This window comes from Caballeronia sp. LZ003 (assembly GCF_031451465.1).
Classification (GTDB): domain Bacteria; phylum Pseudomonadota; class Gammaproteobacteria; order Burkholderiales; family Burkholderiaceae; genus Caballeronia.
The window spans coordinates 2,457,938-2,476,795 of sequence record NZ_JARUXJ010000001.1; the positions used below are offsets into that span (position 1 = coordinate 2,457,938).

Here is an 18,858-nt window from a genome sequence, read left to right on the forward strand (position 1 = left end):
TCGTTTCGCGCCTAACGCTAGTCGCAAAACGCCGCCGCGACGACATGCTCGAAAACCCGCTGATATATTCGACCCACAAATACGGGGCTCCCGGAACCGTCGCATCCATCAACAGCATCACGAAACGAAACGCGACTCAGGCTTTCCGGGTATGCAGCGGCAGACGCCGCGAGGATATGAAGCTCGAAGAGCTTTGCGATCTAAAGAGAACGCCATGCGCAACAAGTTCGCCGTCGTCTGGATCTGGCTCTTCCTGCTGCCGCTCGCTTTCGACTTCAAGGCCGCCGAGACAGCCAGCAAGGCCATCCAGATTCTTCTCACCGTGCCTTCCATCGGCGCCGCCATCGCGCTTATGCTGATCGGACCGCGCTTTGCTTATCGCTCGCGGCTGCGCACGGTCATCACGTCGCTCTTCATGCTCACCATGGTCGGCAGTATCGCCACGCAGGTGTTGCAGGGCAACGACTCCGGCAACTACATGCGCGTGATTCTGCCGTTCCTCCTGATGCTGCTCGGCTATTTCGTCGCATGCCGTCCGTGGGACTCTCAGCGTCTCGAACAGATCGAACGCGCAATGTACTGGTCGATGATCGCCTCGCTCGTCTTCAGCTTCGCCTACGGCATGGCAACCGGCGGCGGCCTCGACAGCGTGCGCTTTCGCATCGTCTCCGTGACGTTCCTCTGCTTGCAAGGACTGTTGCTGCATGAGTTCGTCATCGCGCGGCGCGTCACCAAGTTCACCGCGCTGCTGTTTCTCGGCACCGTCGTGATCGAACTGCTCAGCGTGACGCGCAGTCTGCTCGTCGGCACCATCCTGCTGTTCATTTATGCGACCTGGCTTGCCGCGCCGTCCATCCGCCATCTCTTCACGGCCGGCTTGCGCGCGGTCATGATCGCGGCGCTTCTCGGCGCGATGGTGGCCGCGTCTGCCGCGTTCTTCCCGAGTGTTGCCGAGCACTGGGCGCAGCGCATGTCGTTCTCGAAAGACACGGAGTCCGGCCGCGATCCGACCACCATCACGCGCCTTGCCGAGATGAAGGATCAATACGATCAGACGATGGCCTCGCCACTCTCCGTCGCGGTCGGTCTCGGTTACGGTCACGACTATCGCTATTCGCCGACGTATCTGCCGGACCTCGCCGGTCAGATGACCAAGAAGGATTTCTACGCGATCAAGGAATGGGCGGCCGGCCACAACTTCTGGGTCTATCAGTTCTTCGCGGGCGGCATCATGTTCGGTATTGCGTTGCCGATCGCGTTGCTGTGGGCGCTCTATCGCGGCTCCATGGCGTATCGCGCATGGAAGCATCGCGCGCCGGATGTGATGTATCTGCCGGTGCTCGGACGCGCGTTGCTCGTGGTCGCCTCGCTGCCCGCGACGTCGGTGGGCGGCAATCCACTCGGCAACCGTTTCTCGGGCATCGTGTTCGGCGTCGCGCTCGGTCTGCTGGTCGCCGCCTATGCGCGCATCGCTCATGCATTGCGCACGCGTGCGGCTGAGACGGCGGCGCCGCGGCCATCGTTCAGAAGTCCCTTCGGTCCCGTGCATCCCGACATGCAGCCGTTTTTCGAGCCCACGCCCGATGCCTTGCCGACGCACGCATCGCACGCACCGGGCCTCACGCATGGTCATCATGACGACGGCCGGCGCGATTCGCCGCCGGGCGCGAGCACCTTCGCGCCGTCCGCCTGACACGAGCCAGTTCATACGCCATGAAGATTCTGCATCTGCTTTCCACTGTAGATCCACGCGCGGGCGGTCCCATCGAAGGCGTGCTGCAAAGCGGCATCAGCATGCAGACGATGGGCCATGAGATCGAAGTGGTCTCACTCGACGCACCCGATGCACCGTGGCTCGCGAGTTTTCCCCTGCGTCTTCATGCGTTGGGGCCGGCGCGCGGCTTCTACGGACTCACGCCGAAGCTCGTGCCGTGGCTCAAGGAACACGCAACGCGCTTCGATGCCGTGATCGTCAACGGTCTCTGGCAGTATCACGGCTACGGCACGTGGAAGGCTCTGCGCGACAGCAGCGTGCCCTATTACGTGTTTCCGCACGGCATGCTCGATCCGTGGTTCAAGCGCACGTATCCGCTCAAGCATCTGAAGAAAAGCCTCTATTGGCCGTGGGCCGAATATCGCGTCCTGCGCGATGCGCGCCGCGTGCTGTTCACGACGCAGGAAGAGCGACTGCTTGCACGCGAGTCGTTCAAACTGTATCGCGCGAATGAGGAAGTGGTCGCGTTCGGCACGCGTCCGCCGCCCGCCGATTCCACCGCGTTGCGCGAAGCGTTCCTGGCGAAGTTTCCGCAACTCGCGGGCAAGCGCACCATTCTGTTTCTCGGCCGTATTCACGAGAAAAAAGGCTGCGACTTGCTGCTGAAGGCGTTCGCCAACGTGCGCGATATCGACACGAACGCGCATCTCGTGATGGCCGGTCCCGACGACGGCGAGTTCGCCGCGAATCTGCGTACGCTCGCCAAGGAACTCGGCATCGAGACTCGCATGACGTGGACCGGCATGCTAAGTGGTGACCTGAAGTGGGGCGCGTTTCGCACGAGCGATGTCTTCGCGCTGCCTTCGCATCAGGAGAACTTCGGCATTGCGGTTGCGGAAGCGCTGGGTTCGCGCTTGCCGGTGCTGATCTCCGACAAGGTCAACATCTGGCGCGAAGTGAAGGAAGACGGCGCGGGAATCGTGACGACCGATACCGTTGAGGGCGCCGCCGATGCGTTATCGACCTGGCTGCGCATGGATACCGCCGCGGTCGAAGCCATGCGCGAGCAAGCGTTCAAGACCTTCATGCAACGCTTTCATGTCGACGCCATGTCGAAGGATCTCGTCCGCGTGCTGCGAGACACGGCGGGACCGCGCGGCGGCAGGACCGATGCCTTGCGTTTGAAGCGGCAGGCCGGTTGATGCGTGCTTATTTCGCGACCAGATTGGCCTTCAGGTAATCGACGAAGCCGTTCTGCGTGGCGATGATCTTTTCCGCGCAGCCGTTGTAGTCCGAGCCGACGGTGCGCTCTTCGCCGTACATGTCGCGGCATTGTGCATATAGCACGATGGTTGCGCCACTGCCCTTCGCCGTGCGCGTCGCCGAATAGACCGGCTTGCCTGAGCCTGAAGGCATGTCGGTGTCGATCGCGACATCGTCCGCGCGCAACAGACGTTCCTTCGAACTTTTTTCCACATACGTCTTCGTCAGCTTCCAGGCCGCGTCGCATTGCGCGGCGTCGTTGCATTCGACGGTCGCGTTGCGCTGCGCCTCTTCGAGCGATTGCTCGGTGCGCGTGAAGCGGCCAGCCTTCTGCGCCTCGGTTTCGGAGAACGAGCAGGCTACGAGCAAGAGCTGGGCAAGTGTCAGGGCGATAAGCAGTTTCACGAGCGATATACCTAAAAAGCCGGGTGTGGACGGCGATTATAGCGATGCCCGCTCGCACGCATCAAAACGAAACGCCGCCGGTCCTCGACGACCGGCGGCGTTTTGCGCTTCAGGTGCTGCTGCCCTGCCTCACGCCTTGCTCAGATCACCCGGCATATGCATGGCCGATGCGGCCATCGGCATTTCCTCGGTGACGATACCCTTGAGCGGCGTGCCGGACGAAGAGACGAGCGTCGCTGCCGGCGTGCTTTCATCGTTCTTCAGCATGCGGCCGAGATGGCTACCGAGACGCAGGGTCATCGCGGCGATCGTGATGGTCGGGAAGTTTGCGCCAACCGTCGGGAACACCGAGCTGCCCGCCACATACAGGTTGCTCATGCCGTGAATCTTCAGGTTGCGATCGACCACGCCTTCCTTCTCCGAGTCGTGCATGCGCGTCGTGCCCATGTGATGCCATGTGCCTTCGAGCTGCGCGGGCCACGGCTTGCCTTCGAGCGGCTCGTCGAGCTCCACGTCGGCCACGCCGCCGCGCTTCAGTTCCTCGGCAAGAAGCGTCACCGTGCGATCGAAGGTGCGCTTCACGAGCTCGGTCACTTGCCAGTCCACCGACACGCGATTCATTCCGAGCGCGTCTTTCTGCGCCGAGAGCGTCACGCGGCTGTCGCGATTCGGCTCCGCTTCCACGATCGTCTGAATCTTCACTTCGGTGATGAGCGAACGCGGTTGCAACAGACGCGCAAGACCGAAGCACGCGGTATCGACGGGATGCGCCATCATGGTCATGAGGTCGCCCGCCATGCTGTAGCCCGGCTGATCCTTCTTGAGCATGGCCTGTTTCGCGCGGATCAACGCTTCGGAACCCTCGGTGTTCTCACCACGGAACACCGAATAGAACCACGAGCGCGCGTTCAGGAGCTTCTCGCGTTCCAGCACGGACTGCGTGAGCGCGAATTGCGAAGAGATGAACGTACCGTGCGCCGAGACCGCTTTGTTCTGATAGTGATACTTGATGTCGTAGAGCTTGTTGCGCGCCCATTCCTTCTTGAAGTTCACCTTCGCCGACATGATGCGCGGATGGTCCATGAAGTAACGGCCCACCAGATCGTTGCCGTTGCCGAGACCCGCCTTCTGCACCTTGTTCGACGACAACAACAGACGCGCGTTTTCGATACCGCCTGTCGCGAGCACGAAGACCTTCGCGCGAATCGCAAAGCGCCGGCCGCTGATGGTGCCGATATCGATCTTCGTGACGGTGCGTGCGTCGGTGTCGGTGTCGATGTTCATTGCGTTTGCGTACAGCATCACGCGCACGTTCTTCGCATCGAGCAGATGCTTGCGATACACCTTGCCGAAGCGCACCGGCGGGCTGAACTGCGAGATCGTGTCGCGCACCTTGCCCGTCGGGAATGGATGACGCTTGACATCCGAACGATGAATCGCCGCTTCCCAGTAGGCCGGATCGAAATTATTCTCGCCGAGCTGCAGCAGTTGATGCGTGCGCGCATAGTAAGGGCGCAACTCGTCCAGGCTGAAAGGCCAGCCGCTGTCTTTCACCCAGTCGCGCTTTTCGAAATCCCACGGATCGAGCGGACGGCACCAGCCGCCCCAGCAATTGCTGCTGCCGCCAAGAAAGCGGCTGCGGCAACCGTCGGCGAACTCGTATGGCACGCCGACGTTCTCGCCGCGATACAGATCGCGCGTTTCGTCGTCCGCTTTGTACCCGCCGCTTTCCAGGAGGCACGCGTCGATGCCCTGCCTTTCGAGTTCGAGCGCCAGCGTGATGCCGGCCACCCCCGCCCCGACGATGCAGACCGTGGTATCGATTACCGCGCCTTGCTCTACGCTTCGGCTGTCAATGAACATGCCCCGTACTCCTTCTTACTCGTGCTTAAGCGGTGTGCCATGTTGCCGGCAATGCACCGCGCCCCTGACCCGTTGTCCAAACGCCGCATCCGGTTGCGAGGCGTCGCTCGTCTTGGCGACGCATCTTCTTGCCGGATTCGAACGATCCCGACGGCGCCCTGTACGCCATATACGCGCTATTCGCGCTTGTTCGCGTGTGCTGCCGCAGGGCTCCGCATGAGCTTGCAAGTCTCCTTCGCTGTCGGTTCACGAAAGCCCGCCGTGATACGCGGCATCGAATGCCCGCATCACGCCGCGCGCGCTTTGTCTCCGTGCCTCAGATGTCTTGTGCTTTCAAAAACGACCGGGCCGCGTCGATCACGAAGCGCGCGACCGCGATAAAACTCATGCAGGGAAGCGTTTTTTGATGAAGCGCACTGGGTTGCCGCCATACACGCCTTCCGCATCGAGCGAACGATGTACGACGGAAAGCGGTGTGACGACTGCCGAGCGCCCGATGGTCACGCCCATCTGCACCACGCATTTCGAAGTGATCCAGACGCCGTCTTCGATCACGATCGGTGCGACCTGCAAGTCCATGTTGCCGCCCACGTCGTGCGAGCCGGTAGTGAGAAACGCGCCCTGCGAGATGCAGACGTTGGAGCCGATGCGAATCGTGGTCTGGTTGTAGATCCAGGCATCGACGCCGAACCAGCAGTTGTCGCCGACCTCGAGATTCCACGGCGCCTTCACGCGAATGGGATGCGGCATGCGGCAGTTGCTGCCGATACGCGCGCCGAATGCGCGCAGAAGCGCCACGCGCACAAACGAGACCGGAATGAGCTTGTTATTGATGAAGCATGCTTCGATGAAGAACCACACGAGCTCGGTCAGAAAGCCGCGCTTCGCAACGAAGTTGCCGGGACCCGCGAGCGACAGGTCGATGACCTGGCCCGACGCCGCCGCGCGCCGTGTGGCAGTCTCGCCAGCGTTGCCATTTCTGGCCGCGCCGATGCCACGCTCTTCGATCGCTCTGTCCATTAGGAACCCCCGCCCCAGTCACTCCGCTTCACTACTCGCCCAGCTGCCCGCATACTGCCGATTCATTGCTGTGCAGCGCTTGTCGCACGGTGCCTGTCATCGAGCGCGCTTTTGTTTTCTGGCGACTCGTGTTTGGCCTTGTCCTTAGGTACGCTTCAAGGCGTACTCGTCTTACCTTTTCTGATACGCATGATCGCTCGAGATGCCTTGCATGCCGCCCGCCCGTTGCCAGGGAAAGCATGCCTATGCAGCGCGGCTCAGGCGCATACGGTAGGTTGATTATCGGCGAAGGGTGCACGAGCCCGCGTGCGCTAATACACGAATGGCCGCATCTGCAGGGCTTTTGGCGGTAGTGATCGGTTCCGCGCCATATCCTGTTTTCATGTCCGATTTATTCGTTGCAAGCGTTGTATCCGGGTTCACCGAATCGATGCAGGAAGCGCACCGAATGAGGTCTTGCGACCAGACAATCACCTGCCGACTTGCGGAAACTTCGCACTACCGTTTTGGAGATTTCGATGAAAAACGCGCTACGTGTAGTGCTATACCCGCTCATCGCCGCGACCGCGTTCGCCGCGGCGCCCTTTGCACATGCAGGCAATTTCGCCGATGCCGCCATGAGCAACGGTCAGGCCGCGGGCGGCGCGGGTGAGATGGACTTGCTCGGAAGTCCATCGACGTATTCGGACCCGTATGGCGCGCCGACCAACGGCAAAGGTGGTAAGCGCGGACCCATCACGAACGGGCAGACCACTGAGGGCATCTCGCCCACCGACAAGTTGCTGGCCCAGCAGAACGGCTATGTCGGCAATCCCGGTGCCGGTGCGCAGTTGCGGGCAACGGGTCGAAGAAACGATGCAGCCACCGCCAAGGCCATGTTGATGCCGCAAGGCGCGGCGGCCACGCTCTATCCCACGCCGGCGGGACTCAAGCCTCCGGCCAATGCCGCGCGCGCCAGAGACATCTACAAGTCGCCCTACTAAAAACACAAGGGTTCGTCTTCGATGAAAGACGAACCCTTGCAAGTCACGTGAAACAGCCGGCGCGATGCTCTGCTATTCGATCTTCTCGACGACAGGCGCACGCTCGATAAACATATCCGTATCCGCCGGCCGCGCAGCCGCTTCCTTGATCCGCACCGGCGCCGCATGCGGAACCGGCTTGCCGATGAGCGATATCAAGCGGTCTTCGAGGCGTGCAAACACGGAAGCCGGCGACAGACGTTCTTGTGCGAAGAGCCGTCCTTGCTCGCCATGCGAAGCCCGCAACTCCGGGTCGCCGATCAGCATTTCTATCGCATCGGTCAGGTCCTTCGCGCTCTCCGGCTTGATCACGACACCACGTCCATTGACGGCTTCGTAGAGTTCCGTGCCGCCATGCGCCATGGCAATCACGGCGCGTGAACTGGCGAACATGCCGGTGAGCTTCGAAGGCATCACCAGATCGGCGACATCGCCGCGTTGCGGAAGCACGTGGACATCGGCGAGATTGAGCAGTTCGTTCAGACGCTCAACCGGCTGAAGGCACATGAAGCGCGTGTTCTTGAGACCTGCGCAACGCTTCTGCAATTCCGCCTTGGTCGCGCCGTTACCGCAAAACACGAAGACGATGTCATCGCGCGATGCGAGTGCGGCGGCGGCATCGGCCAATACTTCGAGGCCTTGCTTCGCGCCCATGTTGCCCGAATAGAGCACCACGCCCGTATGTTCTCCGATCCCGAGTTCACGACGAAACTCGCTCGGACGATCGAGCGGAAAGATCGCGCCGGTATCGACCCAGTTGGGCAGATGGAACACGCGCGTCAGCTCCACGCCCTTCTTCACCGCGCGATCGACCATCTTGTCGGAAATCGACGAGACCACGTCGAAGTGCTTCATCAGCCAGCGTTCGAAGCCGAGCGCCATGCGGCTGGCGCGCGCGTTCTTGAGCAGGCCGAGATCGAAGGCGGCATCGACCTCGAAATCCTGAATATGCAGCCATGAACGCGCGCCGGTCAGACGTGCCAACGCAAGTGCGCCAGGCGCGTTGGCGAGGCTCGGTGCAATGCTCATCACGATATGCGGACGCCACGCCACATGCGCCGCGAGCGCGGGCATGGACGCCAGCGCGAACGACGCAAGATGCAACATGCGCTTTGCGCCGCTCGGCTTCTTGGGCACCCATAGCGGCGCGCGCCATACACGCACGCCCTTGCGCGACTCGATACGATGAAGCCAGCTTCGATACCCCTCGCCGACCTTCCACTCCGGGTAGTATGGCGGGGCGCAGACGACGCGCACTTCGTGGCCGCCCGCGGCCAGTGCTTCTGCCATCTCTGCCGTGTATTTGCCGGTTCCCGTCAGCTCGGGCGCGTAATTCAGCCCGTAGATCAGTATTCTCATTTGGTCCCTCGCCCGACTAACGCGCCTTTCGCTCCGAACGGCTTTCGCGTCCGGCAAGGCGCCAGCCACCAGGCGCGCAGGACCGCGCGTCTGGCAGCGTCTCTTCACTACCTGTGTGCGTCTTCCTCCATCTACCGTCCCGCTTTGGCCACCCGCTTAGTTGGTCAGCAAGAGCGCGCAGCCTCGCGCGATATTGGCAGCCGCCGTGGGCGGATCGAAGCGCTGAATCACGTCGGTGCAACGGCTCGCCGTGCCCGCCGTATCGGCGAACGCTTCCAGCGACTTGAGCATCGTGCGATGCAAGGCCGCCACATCGCCCGCAGGGAAGGAGTAACCCGATACCCCTTCCACCACGAGTTCCGGCACGCAGCCGCAGCTTTCGCTGACGATGACCGGACAACCATGACTCAATGCTTCGTTCGTGACGAGACCCCACGGTTCACGCCGGCTCGGCAACACCATGCACGTCGCGCTGAAATACTCGCGCGACAGAGGCGCGTCTTGCAGGCTGCCGAGAAACTGCACGGATTCCTCGAGACCAGCCTCTTTCACTTGCTGCTTCAACGCGTCGCCGAGCGGGCCCGTACCCACGATACGCAGTTGGGCATCCGGCACGCTCTTCTTGAGCGTACTGAACGCTTCGACCAGCGTATCGATGCCCTTCTCGGCGGACAGACGTCCGACATACAGGAACACCGGCTTGTTGCCTTGCCGATGTAGAAGCCGGTCATCACCCACCGTCTTCGGTGAAAACGAACGCGGCAGCGCGGCAGCCTGACAAGGGATGAAAATGTTCTCCTGCTTCGCACCGAGCGACATCAGATACTCGCGGCTGCGCGTACCGAAAGCGAAGTAACCATCGCACAGCGCGAAGAACACGCGCTTCGGAATGGAGGTCAACATGCGGCGCGGATTGTCACGTGCAGTTGAATCGCAGAACACAGCGCGGCGCTTTCCGGTGAGAATGCACGCGGCCATCATCGCCCAATATTCCGGACGGTGATACCCCGGCAAAACCACGAGATCGGACTTCGCCTTGAGCACTTCCCAAGTGAGACGCATGGTCATGCGCCAGGTCGGCACGTCTTCATAGCAGCCGCTGTATAGCTTTCTCATCGGGTAGCGGTGGAACGAATAGTCGACATCGGAAAAGCCGATGCGATCGTGCTCCGTATCCGCGATCTGCACCATCGAATAACGAATAGAGCCGGACCCCGAGATGTTATGCAACGCGGACAAAACTTCGCCTTTATGCCGCGACCACACGACGTTATGAAAAATGGTCACTGATGCTGACATTTCTTTTGCGTCCTTTGGAAAGGATTCGATATGTTCGCGGCTGGCTATGCGGCGACCGGCGTTTGCATCGATTCGTCACGCGAGAGGAAGTCCCCGTACGTCGCGCGGATGCCTTCTTCCAGTGCGATCGACGCCTTCCATCCCATGCCTTCGAGCTTTGAAACATCGAGCAGCTTGCGCGGCGTGCCGTCCGGCTTGCTGGCATCGAACTCGAGTTGACCGTCGAAGCCGACCACTCGACAAATCGTATGCGCGAGTTCGCGGATGGTCAGGTCTTCACCTGTCCCGACGTTGAATACGCCTTCGCTGATGTCGCTTTCCATGAGGAAGGTCGCGGCATCGGCGAGATCGTCGACATGCAGGAACTCGCGACGCGGCGTGCCCGATCCCCAGACCGGCAATGTCGCATCCCCTCGTTGCTTCGCTTCGTGCGCCTTGCGAATCAGCGCGGGCAGCACGTGACTGCTCTTCAGGTCGTAGTTGTCGTTCGGGCCGTAGAGATTCGTCGGCATGACCGAGACGAACTTCGTGCCGTACTGACGGTTGTACGCCTCGCACATCTTGAGGCCCGCGATCTTCGCAATCGCATAGGCTTCGTTGGTCGGCTCGAGCGCCGATTGCAGGAGATATTCTTCCTTGATCGGCTGCGGGCAGGCCTTCGGGTAGATGCACGACGAACCGAAGAACACGAGCTTGCTCACGTTCCAGCGGCAGGCCGCATGAATCACGTTGGTCTGGATCGCTAGGTTCTCGTAGATGAACGAGGCGGGCATCGTCGAATTCGCGAGGATGCCCCCTACGCGCGCCGCCGCGAGAAACACCACGTCGATATGCTCTTCCTCGAAGAACAGGTTCACCGCGCCCTGGTCGGTGAGATCGAGATGCGCCTTCGTGCGCGTCACGATGTTGCGGTAGCCGGCCTTGTTGAGCCGGCGCACCAGCGCCGAGCCCACCATGCCGCGATGTCCCGCCACGAAAATGCGTGCGTGCTTGTCCATGCGCTTTACTCGTGATGTTCCAGGGCCTTGAAACCGGCGAGCGTGACGAGTGCGTCGCGTCGGGCAATCTGATAGTCCGCGCGCACCATTTCCTTGACGAGCGTCTGGAAGGTGGTCTGCGGACGCCAGCCGAGCTTGGCATGCGCCTTCGACGGATCGCCGAGCAGCGTTTCCACTTCGGTCGGACGGAAGTAGCGCGGATCGACACGCACGATCACCTGACCCGGCTTCAGTTTCGTCTCGCGGCCTTCCACTCGATCGACGATACCCACTTCATCCACGCCCTCGCCTTCGAAGCGCACGTGTACGCCGAGTTCGGCCGCTGCCTGCTGCACGAATTCACGCACGCTGTATTGCACGCCCGTTGCAATCACGAAGTCTTCCGGCTGCTCTTGCTGCAGCATCATCCATTGCATCTCGACGTAGTCGCGCGCATGGCCCCAGTCGCGCAGCGCGGACATGTTGCCGAGGTACAGATCGTCCTGCATGCCGACCGCGATACGCGCGATGGCGCGCGTGATCTTGCGCGTGACGAAAGTCTCGCCGCGCACCGGCGATTCGTGGTTGAACAGAATGCCGTTGCATGCATACATGCCATACGCTTCGCGGTAGTTCACCGTGATCCAGTAGGCGTAGAGCTTCGCGACCGCATAGGGGCTGCGCGGATAGAAAGGCGTGGTTTCGCGCTGGGGAATTTCCTGCACGAGACCATAGAGTTCGGAGGTCGATGCCTGATAGAAACGCGTCTTCTTTTCGAGGCCGAGAATGCGGATGGCTTCGAGAATACGCAGCGCCCCGAGACCGTCGGCGTTGGCCGTGTATTCCGGTTCCTCGAACGACACCGCAACGTGGCTTTGTGCCGCGAGGTTATAGATTTCGTCGGGCATCACGCGCTGGATGATGCGCACGAGGCTCGTCGAATCCGTAAGGTCGCCGTGATGCAGAAACAGACGCTGGTCCGGATCGTGCGGATCACGATACAGGTGATCGATGCGGTCAGTGTTGAAAAGCGAACTACGGCGCTTGATGCCGTGCACCTCGTAGCCTTTTTCGAGCAGCAATTCGGCCAGGTACGACCCGTCTTGCCCCGTGATGCCCGTGATCAAAGCGACTTTGCGGTCCATGCTTAACCTCTCGTATGCGGTCTGAGTGTTGGCGCGCCCATGCACATGGTGCGCGCCGGTCATTGTTCTTACAGGCGGCGTCCGGTTTTTATTCTGCGATGCTTTCGTAGCCGTAATAGCCAGCGTAGGTGCTGCCCATCAACATCTTCGATTGCGGTACATCCGTGAGCAGTACGCCCTTCATGTTCACGCCGCCGTGATGCAGGCGCTTCATCGTTTCCCCGATTTCCTGCACCTGATTCTTGCCATGCCGCACGACGAGAAGACTCGTGCCCGCATGCTTGCCGATCACCGTTGCGTCGGTCACCGCCAGCACCGGCGGGGTATCGACGATCACGAGGTCATACAGTTGCTTCAAATGCTCGAGCACTTCGCCCAGGCGATCGCTTGCCAGCAGTTCCGACGGATGCGAAGGCAGCGAGCCCTTGGTGATAAGGTCCACGCCCGGCAGGACATCGTGCAGGATCGCGCTCGTCACGTCCGCGCCCATCAGCACATCCGACAGACCCGGCGAATGACGCACGCCGAAATGCGAGTGAATGTCGCCACGGCGCATGTCGCCGTCGATCAGAAGCACGCGCTTTCTCGTCGATGCAACCAGCGTCGCCAGATTCACCGAAAGGAACGACTTACCCGCTTCAGGACGCGAACCGGTGAGCATCACGACGTTGTTGCGCGCATCGGCCAGTTGCAGGTTGAGCGACGTGCGCAGGCCGCGAATGCCTTCGACAGCGGCATCTTCCGGCGCTTGCGCGGCAAGCACGTGCAGTCCTTCGCGGCGCATGCCCACCTTGCGTTGCAGACGCAGTTGCTGGGTGCTGCGCGGCACGATGGCGAACACACGCACGCCGAGTTGCTTTTCGATCTCTTCCGGACGTTCGACACCGCCGTACAGGGACTTGCGCACGAAGGCGATCAGAATGCCGAGCACGAGGCCGATACCGGCTGCGATCAGGATCACGATCACGCGCTTCGGACGGACAGGATCATCCGGCGCTTGCGCATAGTCGACCACGCGCACGTTGCCAATCTGCCCGGCCTTCGCAATGCGCAGTTGCTGCGCGCTGTTCAGGAGGTTCGTGTAGAGCTCGGTGTTGACACGCACGTCACGCAGATAACGCAGCGCGGTCTGCTCGGTATCCGGCAGCGTCGAGACGTTCTTGCCGAGACGCGTTTGCGCGCCGGTGAGCGATGCGATCTGCGCATCGAGCGCCTGCACCGACGGATGGTTGGCCGTAAAGCGCAGCGACAGTTCGGCGCGTTGCTGTTGCAGGTCCGTGAGCTTGGTCTTGTTATCGACGATCTGTTGCAGCAGCAGGCGGCTTTCCTCGGAAAGGTCGACCGTGCCTTGCTTGTTGCGGAACGTGTTGTACTTCTGCTCGGCTTCGTCCAGTTGCTTCTTTAGAATGGGCAACTGCTGATCGAGGAACGACAGCGTGTTCTCGGCTTCGGCGGAACGCTTGTTGGCGTCCTGCGCGACGTAGCGATTAGCGATGTTGTTGACGATCTGCGCGATTTCCTTCGGGTTGCCGCCTTCGAGGCTCAAACCGATGATGCCCGATTGCAGCGCCGTTTCCGCCACCGTCAGACGCTTCTGCAGATTGTCGATGGTCGTGAGCGTCGAGAAGCGTTGCAGTTCGAACTGCACGCCTGCCGGGCTTTCGAGCTTGTCCACCTTGAGCTTGACCGGACCGAACGCGGTCACGCCCGCGGCTTCCTGGCCGACCTTGCCGGTGAGAATGGAAACGCCGTCCGGGTCGTTCAGCACGTAGGTGCCGTTTTCTCCGGCGACCAGCGTGAACTTCTTTTCGTAGAGTTCCTTCGGCGTGTCGAAGAGCGGCACGTCGATCTGTTCATTGCCCCACGCAAAGCGCGAGAGGTAGCCCGACGGAATGGGCATGTTGAACATGTTGAACACGCTGCCAACCACACCGCCCACGAAGGGCATGGTGTGCGGAAGCGCGCTGATGTCGAGGTGCAGACGGCGCACCGTGTCGTCGACGACGAGGCGCGAGCGCAGCAGTTCGATCTGCGCGGCCGTGGTCGACTTCGCGTCGAACATCTGCGAGACGGCCTGCAATGCGTTGGGGTTCGCCTGAGCGTTGCCCGCGTTATTCGACTCTTCCACCTGGATCAGCGCGTCGGCCTTGTAAGTAGGCGGCGCGATGAAAGCGTACGCGGCACCCAGTGCGACCACCGCGAGCATCACGGTCATCACGAGCTTCCAGTTGCCCAGTACAGCGGCCAGGTAGTCGGATAATCGCAACTCGTCGCCGGTCGAGACGTCCGAGTATCGTGTATCAAAGTTCATGGCCATGGTCTCGCTCGCTCTTTCTTTAAGTCGCACAAGGTGGACCGGCGCGCCCCTGCGCACCGGTCTTGAGGCTTACTTTGTAATCACGGCCGCGGTCAGGCCTGCATTGATCGCCGGCAGCAACAGGTTAAGCACGCGGCTGAAACGGACGAGTCCGTTGTTGTCCACGTAGACGACATCCTTCGGTTGCAATTCGAAACTGTTCGCAAGCAGCATGGACACAGGCGAACGCGCGTCCAGCTTGTAGACTTCAGGCGTATCGGTCTGGCCATTGCGGATCACGTACAGCTCCTTCGGATCCGAAGTCTCGGCGTTGAAGCTGCCGGCTTGCGAGATCGCGTCGGACAAGGTCAGCTTGCCGTTACGCATCGGGATCACGGTGGCGGGCTTGGTCACTTCGCCCATCACGTAGACGCCGTTCTCGTCGCGCGAATCGATACGCAGCGCATCGCCCGGCTTGAGCATGATGTCCGACGGGCTGCGGCCCTTCGAGGTCATGCTGGCCATGTTGATGTGATACGTGACGCCATCGCGGATCAGCGTGACGCGGCTCTGGTCCGCCGTCGTCGCGAAACCGCCCGCGCGTCCGATCGCTTCGGTCAACGTCATCGGAATGTCGTTGATCTGTTGCGAGCCGGGCGTACGCACGTCGCCGTCGATATACACCTGCGAAGCCCGGAACGAAGCCACGCGCACCGTCACCTGCGGCTTCACGAAAACCTTCGACAACTCCGAGTACAGCTCGCGCTGCACTTGCGATTCCGTCTTGCCCGCGACGTGCAGCGTGCGGTTCACATACGGGAACTGCAAGTTGCCGTCGGCATCGACGATAAAGCCGGGAGCGGCATCCGCGATACGCGTCTGCTGGGCCGGCTGGCCGAGCGCGGCCACGAGTTCCGGGTGATCCCATACCGTGATCTGCAGCACGTCGCCCACGCCGAGCTTGTACGGCGTCGCCTTGCCGTAGAGGCTCGCATTCGGATCGTCGGTGGCCGACGGTTGCGCGGCCTTCAACTTGCGCACGAGCGAGAGATCGATCGGCGTGATCGGAATGTTGACCGTGGTTGCCGGGTCGCCCTGGTCCGTCGAAGTTTCGACGAGAGCCGCGGGCTTCTCCATCTTCATACCCGGTGCGAGACCGCAGCCTGCCATCACGACGCAAAGCGTGGCTGCCGCCGCAAGGCTGCTGAGCCGGAAGCCCGACGACTTCGACATTTGGATATTGGCGGCCATGGAGATGCTGCCTGGTTGTTGTTGGTTGTGCATGTAGGTCGTCCCCTGCATCAGTAAGCGTTGGTGTGGCGTAGTCCCTTGAAGATCGTAGCGGCGATGATTCTCATATCGAGTCCGAACGACCAATTACCGAGGTAGTACAAGTCATGAGCGACGCGTCCTTCCATTTTTTCGATGCGGTCGGTTTCCCCGCGAAAGCCGTTGACCTGAGCCCAGCCGGTGATGCCCGGCTTGATCCGGTAACGATGGATGTACCCCGACACGACCTTTTGATAAAGGTCGTCATGTTCGAGTGCGTGCGGACGCGGGCCCACGACCGACATGTCGCCGCGCAGAACGTTGAAGAACTGCGGCAGCTCATCGAGGCTGGTACGGCGCAGGAACGCTCCGACACGAGTCACGCGCGGATCATTGCGCGTGGCCTGGCGAAGCACTCCGGCCTGTTCCGTGTGCATGCGCATCGAACGGAACTTATAGATGTTGAAGACGCGGCCATCCGCGCCTTTACGGCGTTGCGTGAAGAGCACCGGACCGCGCGAAGACAGCTTCACGGCGATGGCGCAGGCAATCAGCAAGGGAGCGACGGCGATGATCGCGGCAAGCGCGAAGGCGCGGTCGAAGAGTTCTTTCTGCAGAAGCGCGCTGGGCGACAACGGCGACGCGACGAGATTGATGGCGGGTTCGCCGAGCAGATCCGTCACACCGCTTTCGAAGAGCGCGAGGCTGCGCACGTCGGGAATGAAACGCACGTTGACGAGGTCGTTGCGGAACTCGTTCACGAAACGAAGGATGGTGCGTTCTTCCGAGAGCGGCAAGGCGAGCCAGACTTCATGCACGTTCTGGGTACGCACGTAGTCGACGAACGCGTCGAAGTCTTCGTACACCGGAACGCGCGTGTTGAGACGGCCCTGACCGGGCGTTGCGTTGAACGCGGCGCTGGCGCGAAAGCCGGCGTCGGTCGTGCGGTCGATCTTTCTGACGATGGAATCGCAATGCTTGCCGCAACCGACGATCGCCACCTGGTGCAGGTTGAGACCGGCGTTGCGTACATTAGCGAGGACCGCATGGGTGAGCAGACGGCCGGCGATCAGAAGCGCGCCGGACATCGCGGTCCAGTAGGCGAACCAGAGGCGCGAGACGTAGTCGAGGCGATGCAGCGAGAACATCAGCGCAAGTGCGCAGCCCTGCACGACGAGCCAGCCCAGTGAGACCTGGCACGCGAGCATGAGCTTGCTACGGCCGCGCCACGATTCGTACACGCCGAAGCCGGGAAACAGCGCGAGCGAGAAAGCCGCCGCAAAGGCGACGAACGCCACCGAATAGGCGTGTGCCTCTATGTACTCGAACCGGATCTGCGACGCCACAGCGGCGCCGCCGACGATCATGGCCACGTCAAAAAGACGCGCCAGCAATCCTTGTAAATCGCGCATGTCATTCCCCCGAACGCAATCGCTTGTTGCCTGACACCACCTGCCTCTTTTGTCCTCCCTTCGCGTAACGGTCTTTATGTCGTTGGTTACCGCTGCAAAGAAGACTGCCTTGTTCGTATGCGCCGTCGATCAGCTGCGGCCATACGTATCGTCGAAGCGCACGATGTCGTCTTCGCCGAGATAACTGCCGGACTGCACTTCGATCATTTCGAGCGGTACCTTGCCCGGGTTTTCCAGACGGTGACGCACGCCGAGCGGAATGAAGGTCGATTCGTTTTCCGAGAGCAGGAACTGCTCTTCGCCACGCGTGACGAGCGCCGTGCCGCTCACGACGATCCAGTGCTCCGCGCGATGGTGATGCATCTGCAACGAGAGCTGCGCGCCCGGCGTCACGACGATGCGCTTCACCTGGAACCGCTCGCCATGTTCGATGGAGTCGTAGAAGCCCCACGGACGGCGCACCTTGCGGTGAGTGTCGGCTTCCGGCGCATGCTGCTCGCGGATACGCGCGACGAGACCCTTGATGTCCTGCACGCGGGAACGGTCGGCCACGAGCACGGCGTCATCCGTTTCCACGACGATGATGTTGGTCGTGCCGACGCAGGCCACGAGACGGCCGCCCTCGGAGCGCGCGTAGCTCGAGGTCGCGCCTTCGAACACCACGCGGCCGCTTGCCACGTTGCCCGAGTCGTCCTTGTCCATCGCGTCCCACACGGCGTCCCACGAACCGAGGTCCGACCAGCCCGCGACGAGCGGCACCACCACGCCTTCGCACGGCGCGCTCGGCGTCCCGATGTGTTCCATGACCGCGTAGTCGATCGAATCGGACGGCGCGCGGCCGAATTGCGCGGCCTGCGGACGGATGAACTTGCCGTCGTCCTTTCCTTCCGAAATCGCGGCGCAGCAGGCCGAGTGCATGTCGATGTTCAGCTTCTCGAGCGCGGCGAGCCAGACACTGGCGCGCACGACGAAGATGCCGCTGTTCCACCAGTACGTGCCCGCGGCGACGTACTGCGCGGCGAGTTCGGCGGCGGGCTTTTCGACGAAGCGGTCGATCTGATGCGCGCCGTCTTCGAGCGCCTGACCGATACGGATATAACCGAAGCCCGTATCCGGGCGCGTCGGCGGAATACCGAGCGTGGCGATCACGCCGCGCTCAGCGTGTTCGGCGGCAATCGCGATTGCGCGATGCAGCGCCGGCAAATCGGCGATGGAGTGATCGGCGGGCATCGCCACCATGATCGCGTCCTGACCGCCCTTCACGGCTTGCAGCGCGGCGAGCGTGAGCGCGGGCGCCGTGTCGCGGCGTGCCGGTTCGACGATGATGCGTGCGTTCACGCCGCTTTCGCGGGTCTGCTCTTCCGTCGTGAAGCGATGCTCTTCACCGCACACGATGATCGGATCGGCTTCGACCTTGAAGTTGCCGGAGAAGCCCTTGAGGCGTCCGACCGTGGCTTGCAAAAGCGAATCGCGGCCAACGATGCCGATCAGTTGCTTCGGGAATTGCTCGCGGGACATCGGCCACAGGCGCGTGCCCGAGCCGCCGGCGAGAATGACGGGCACCAAGCGCCGGCATGCCTCGGCCGTCGTGGCCGAAGACGCTTCTGCGTTCGCTGCGTTCACCGTCACTTCGCTTTCCGTGCGTGCATCATTGCTCATATCAGGACTCCTGCCTGCAAGTTCGAACGCGCAGCATCTGCCGCCCGAGAATGATTGAGTCCCGGACCAATCTGGTCCGGCCAAATGTTCGACGCTAAACGCCATCCTTGTCCGCTACCCCACAGAAGGCGGGGTCTGTCGAACCGGCGTCCAGT

The 18,858-nt window shown here is 61.7% G+C and carries 14 protein-coding genes; 3 read left to right on the forward strand and 11 right to left on the reverse strand.

Features of this window, described 5'->3' with window-relative positions; all coding sequences use genetic code 11:
* Positions 1 to 214: 214 nt before the first annotated feature.
* Together QCE79_RS11085 and QCE79_RS11090 are read left to right on the forward strand one after the other, a co-directional pair.
* Positions 215 to 1,693, forward strand: coding sequence for a hypothetical protein (locus QCE79_RS11085; RefSeq protein ID WP_250465396.1), 1,479 nt, complete (start codon positions 215 to 217; stop codon positions 1,691 to 1,693).
* Between the two features lie 20 nt (positions 1,694 to 1,713).
* Complete coding sequence (locus QCE79_RS11090) at positions 1,714 to 2,916, forward strand: glycosyltransferase (RefSeq protein WP_309844136.1); 1,203 nt, start codon at positions 1,714 to 1,716, stop codon at positions 2,914 to 2,916.
* Between the two features lie 7 nt (positions 2,917 to 2,923).
* Here the strand turns inward: QCE79_RS11090 and QCE79_RS11095 are convergent, their stop codons facing one another.
* The 3 genes from QCE79_RS11095 to QCE79_RS11105 form a co-directional block, all read right to left on the reverse strand.
* Complete coding sequence (locus QCE79_RS11095) at positions 2,924 to 3,382, reverse strand: hypothetical protein (RefSeq protein WP_244826034.1); 459 nt, start codon at positions 3,380 to 3,382, stop codon at positions 2,924 to 2,926.
* Between the two features lie 129 nt (positions 3,383 to 3,511).
* Positions 3,512 to 5,245, reverse strand: a complete 1,734-nt coding sequence (locus QCE79_RS11100; protein WP_244826035.1) for an FAD-dependent oxidoreductase — start codon at positions 5,243 to 5,245, stop codon at positions 3,512 to 3,514.
* Between the two features lie 384 nt (positions 5,246 to 5,629).
* On the reverse strand, positions 5,630 to 6,265 hold the full coding sequence (locus QCE79_RS11105) for a DapH/DapD/GlmU-related protein (protein WP_309844141.1): 636 nt from the start codon (positions 6,263 to 6,265) through the stop codon (positions 5,630 to 5,632).
* A 518-nt stretch (positions 6,266 to 6,783) separates the two neighbouring features.
* Between QCE79_RS11105 and QCE79_RS11110 the strand changes: the two genes are divergently transcribed.
* On the forward strand, positions 6,784 to 7,248 hold the full coding sequence (locus tag QCE79_RS11110; protein WP_250509398.1) for a hypothetical protein: 465 nt from the start codon (positions 6,784 to 6,786) through the stop codon (positions 7,246 to 7,248).
* Between the two features lie 72 nt (positions 7,249 to 7,320).
* Here the strand turns inward: QCE79_RS11110 and QCE79_RS11115 are convergent, their stop codons facing one another.
* The 8 genes from QCE79_RS11115 to QCE79_RS11150 form a co-directional block, all read right to left on the reverse strand.
* Positions 7,321 to 8,646, reverse strand: coding sequence for a glycosyltransferase WbuB (locus QCE79_RS11115; protein ID WP_309844144.1), 1,326 nt, complete (start codon positions 8,644 to 8,646; stop codon positions 7,321 to 7,323).
* Between the two features lie 156 nt (positions 8,647 to 8,802).
* Positions 8,803 to 9,945, reverse strand: a complete 1,143-nt coding sequence (locus QCE79_RS11120; RefSeq protein WP_250465405.1) for a glycosyltransferase family 4 protein — start codon at positions 9,943 to 9,945, stop codon at positions 8,803 to 8,805.
* Positions 9,946 to 9,989: 44 nt separating this feature from the next.
* Positions 9,990 to 10,943: a GDP-L-fucose synthase gene (locus QCE79_RS11125; RefSeq protein WP_244826040.1), complete on the reverse strand. Its 954-nt coding sequence runs from the start codon at positions 10,941 to 10,943 to the stop codon at positions 9,990 to 9,992.
* 5 nt (positions 10,944 to 10,948) lie between these two features.
* A complete protein-coding gene (gene gmd, locus QCE79_RS11130; RefSeq protein ID WP_244826041.1) occupies positions 10,949 to 12,067 on the reverse strand; it encodes a GDP-mannose 4,6-dehydratase in 1,119 nt (372 codons plus the stop codon).
* Between the two features lie 88 nt (positions 12,068 to 12,155).
* Positions 12,156 to 14,384, reverse strand: a complete 2,229-nt coding sequence (locus tag QCE79_RS11135; RefSeq protein WP_244826043.1) for a polysaccharide biosynthesis tyrosine autokinase — start codon at positions 14,382 to 14,384, stop codon at positions 12,156 to 12,158.
* Positions 14,385 to 14,453: 69 nt separating this feature from the next.
* Entirely contained in the window at positions 14,454 to 15,614 is a 1,161-nt protein-coding gene (locus QCE79_RS11140) for a polysaccharide biosynthesis/export family protein (RefSeq protein ID WP_244826045.1), read from the reverse strand.
* A gap of 50 nt (positions 15,615 to 15,664) precedes the next feature.
* Entirely contained in the window at positions 15,665 to 17,044 is a 1,380-nt protein-coding gene (locus tag QCE79_RS11145; protein ID WP_250465406.1) for an undecaprenyl-phosphate glucose phosphotransferase, read from the reverse strand.
* A 129-nt stretch (positions 17,045 to 17,173) separates the two neighbouring features.
* On the reverse strand, positions 17,174 to 18,703 hold the full coding sequence (locus QCE79_RS11150; RefSeq protein ID WP_244826048.1) for a mannose-1-phosphate guanylyltransferase/mannose-6-phosphate isomerase: 1,530 nt from the start codon (positions 18,701 to 18,703) through the stop codon (positions 17,174 to 17,176).
* Positions 18,704 to 18,858 lie beyond the last annotated feature (155 nt).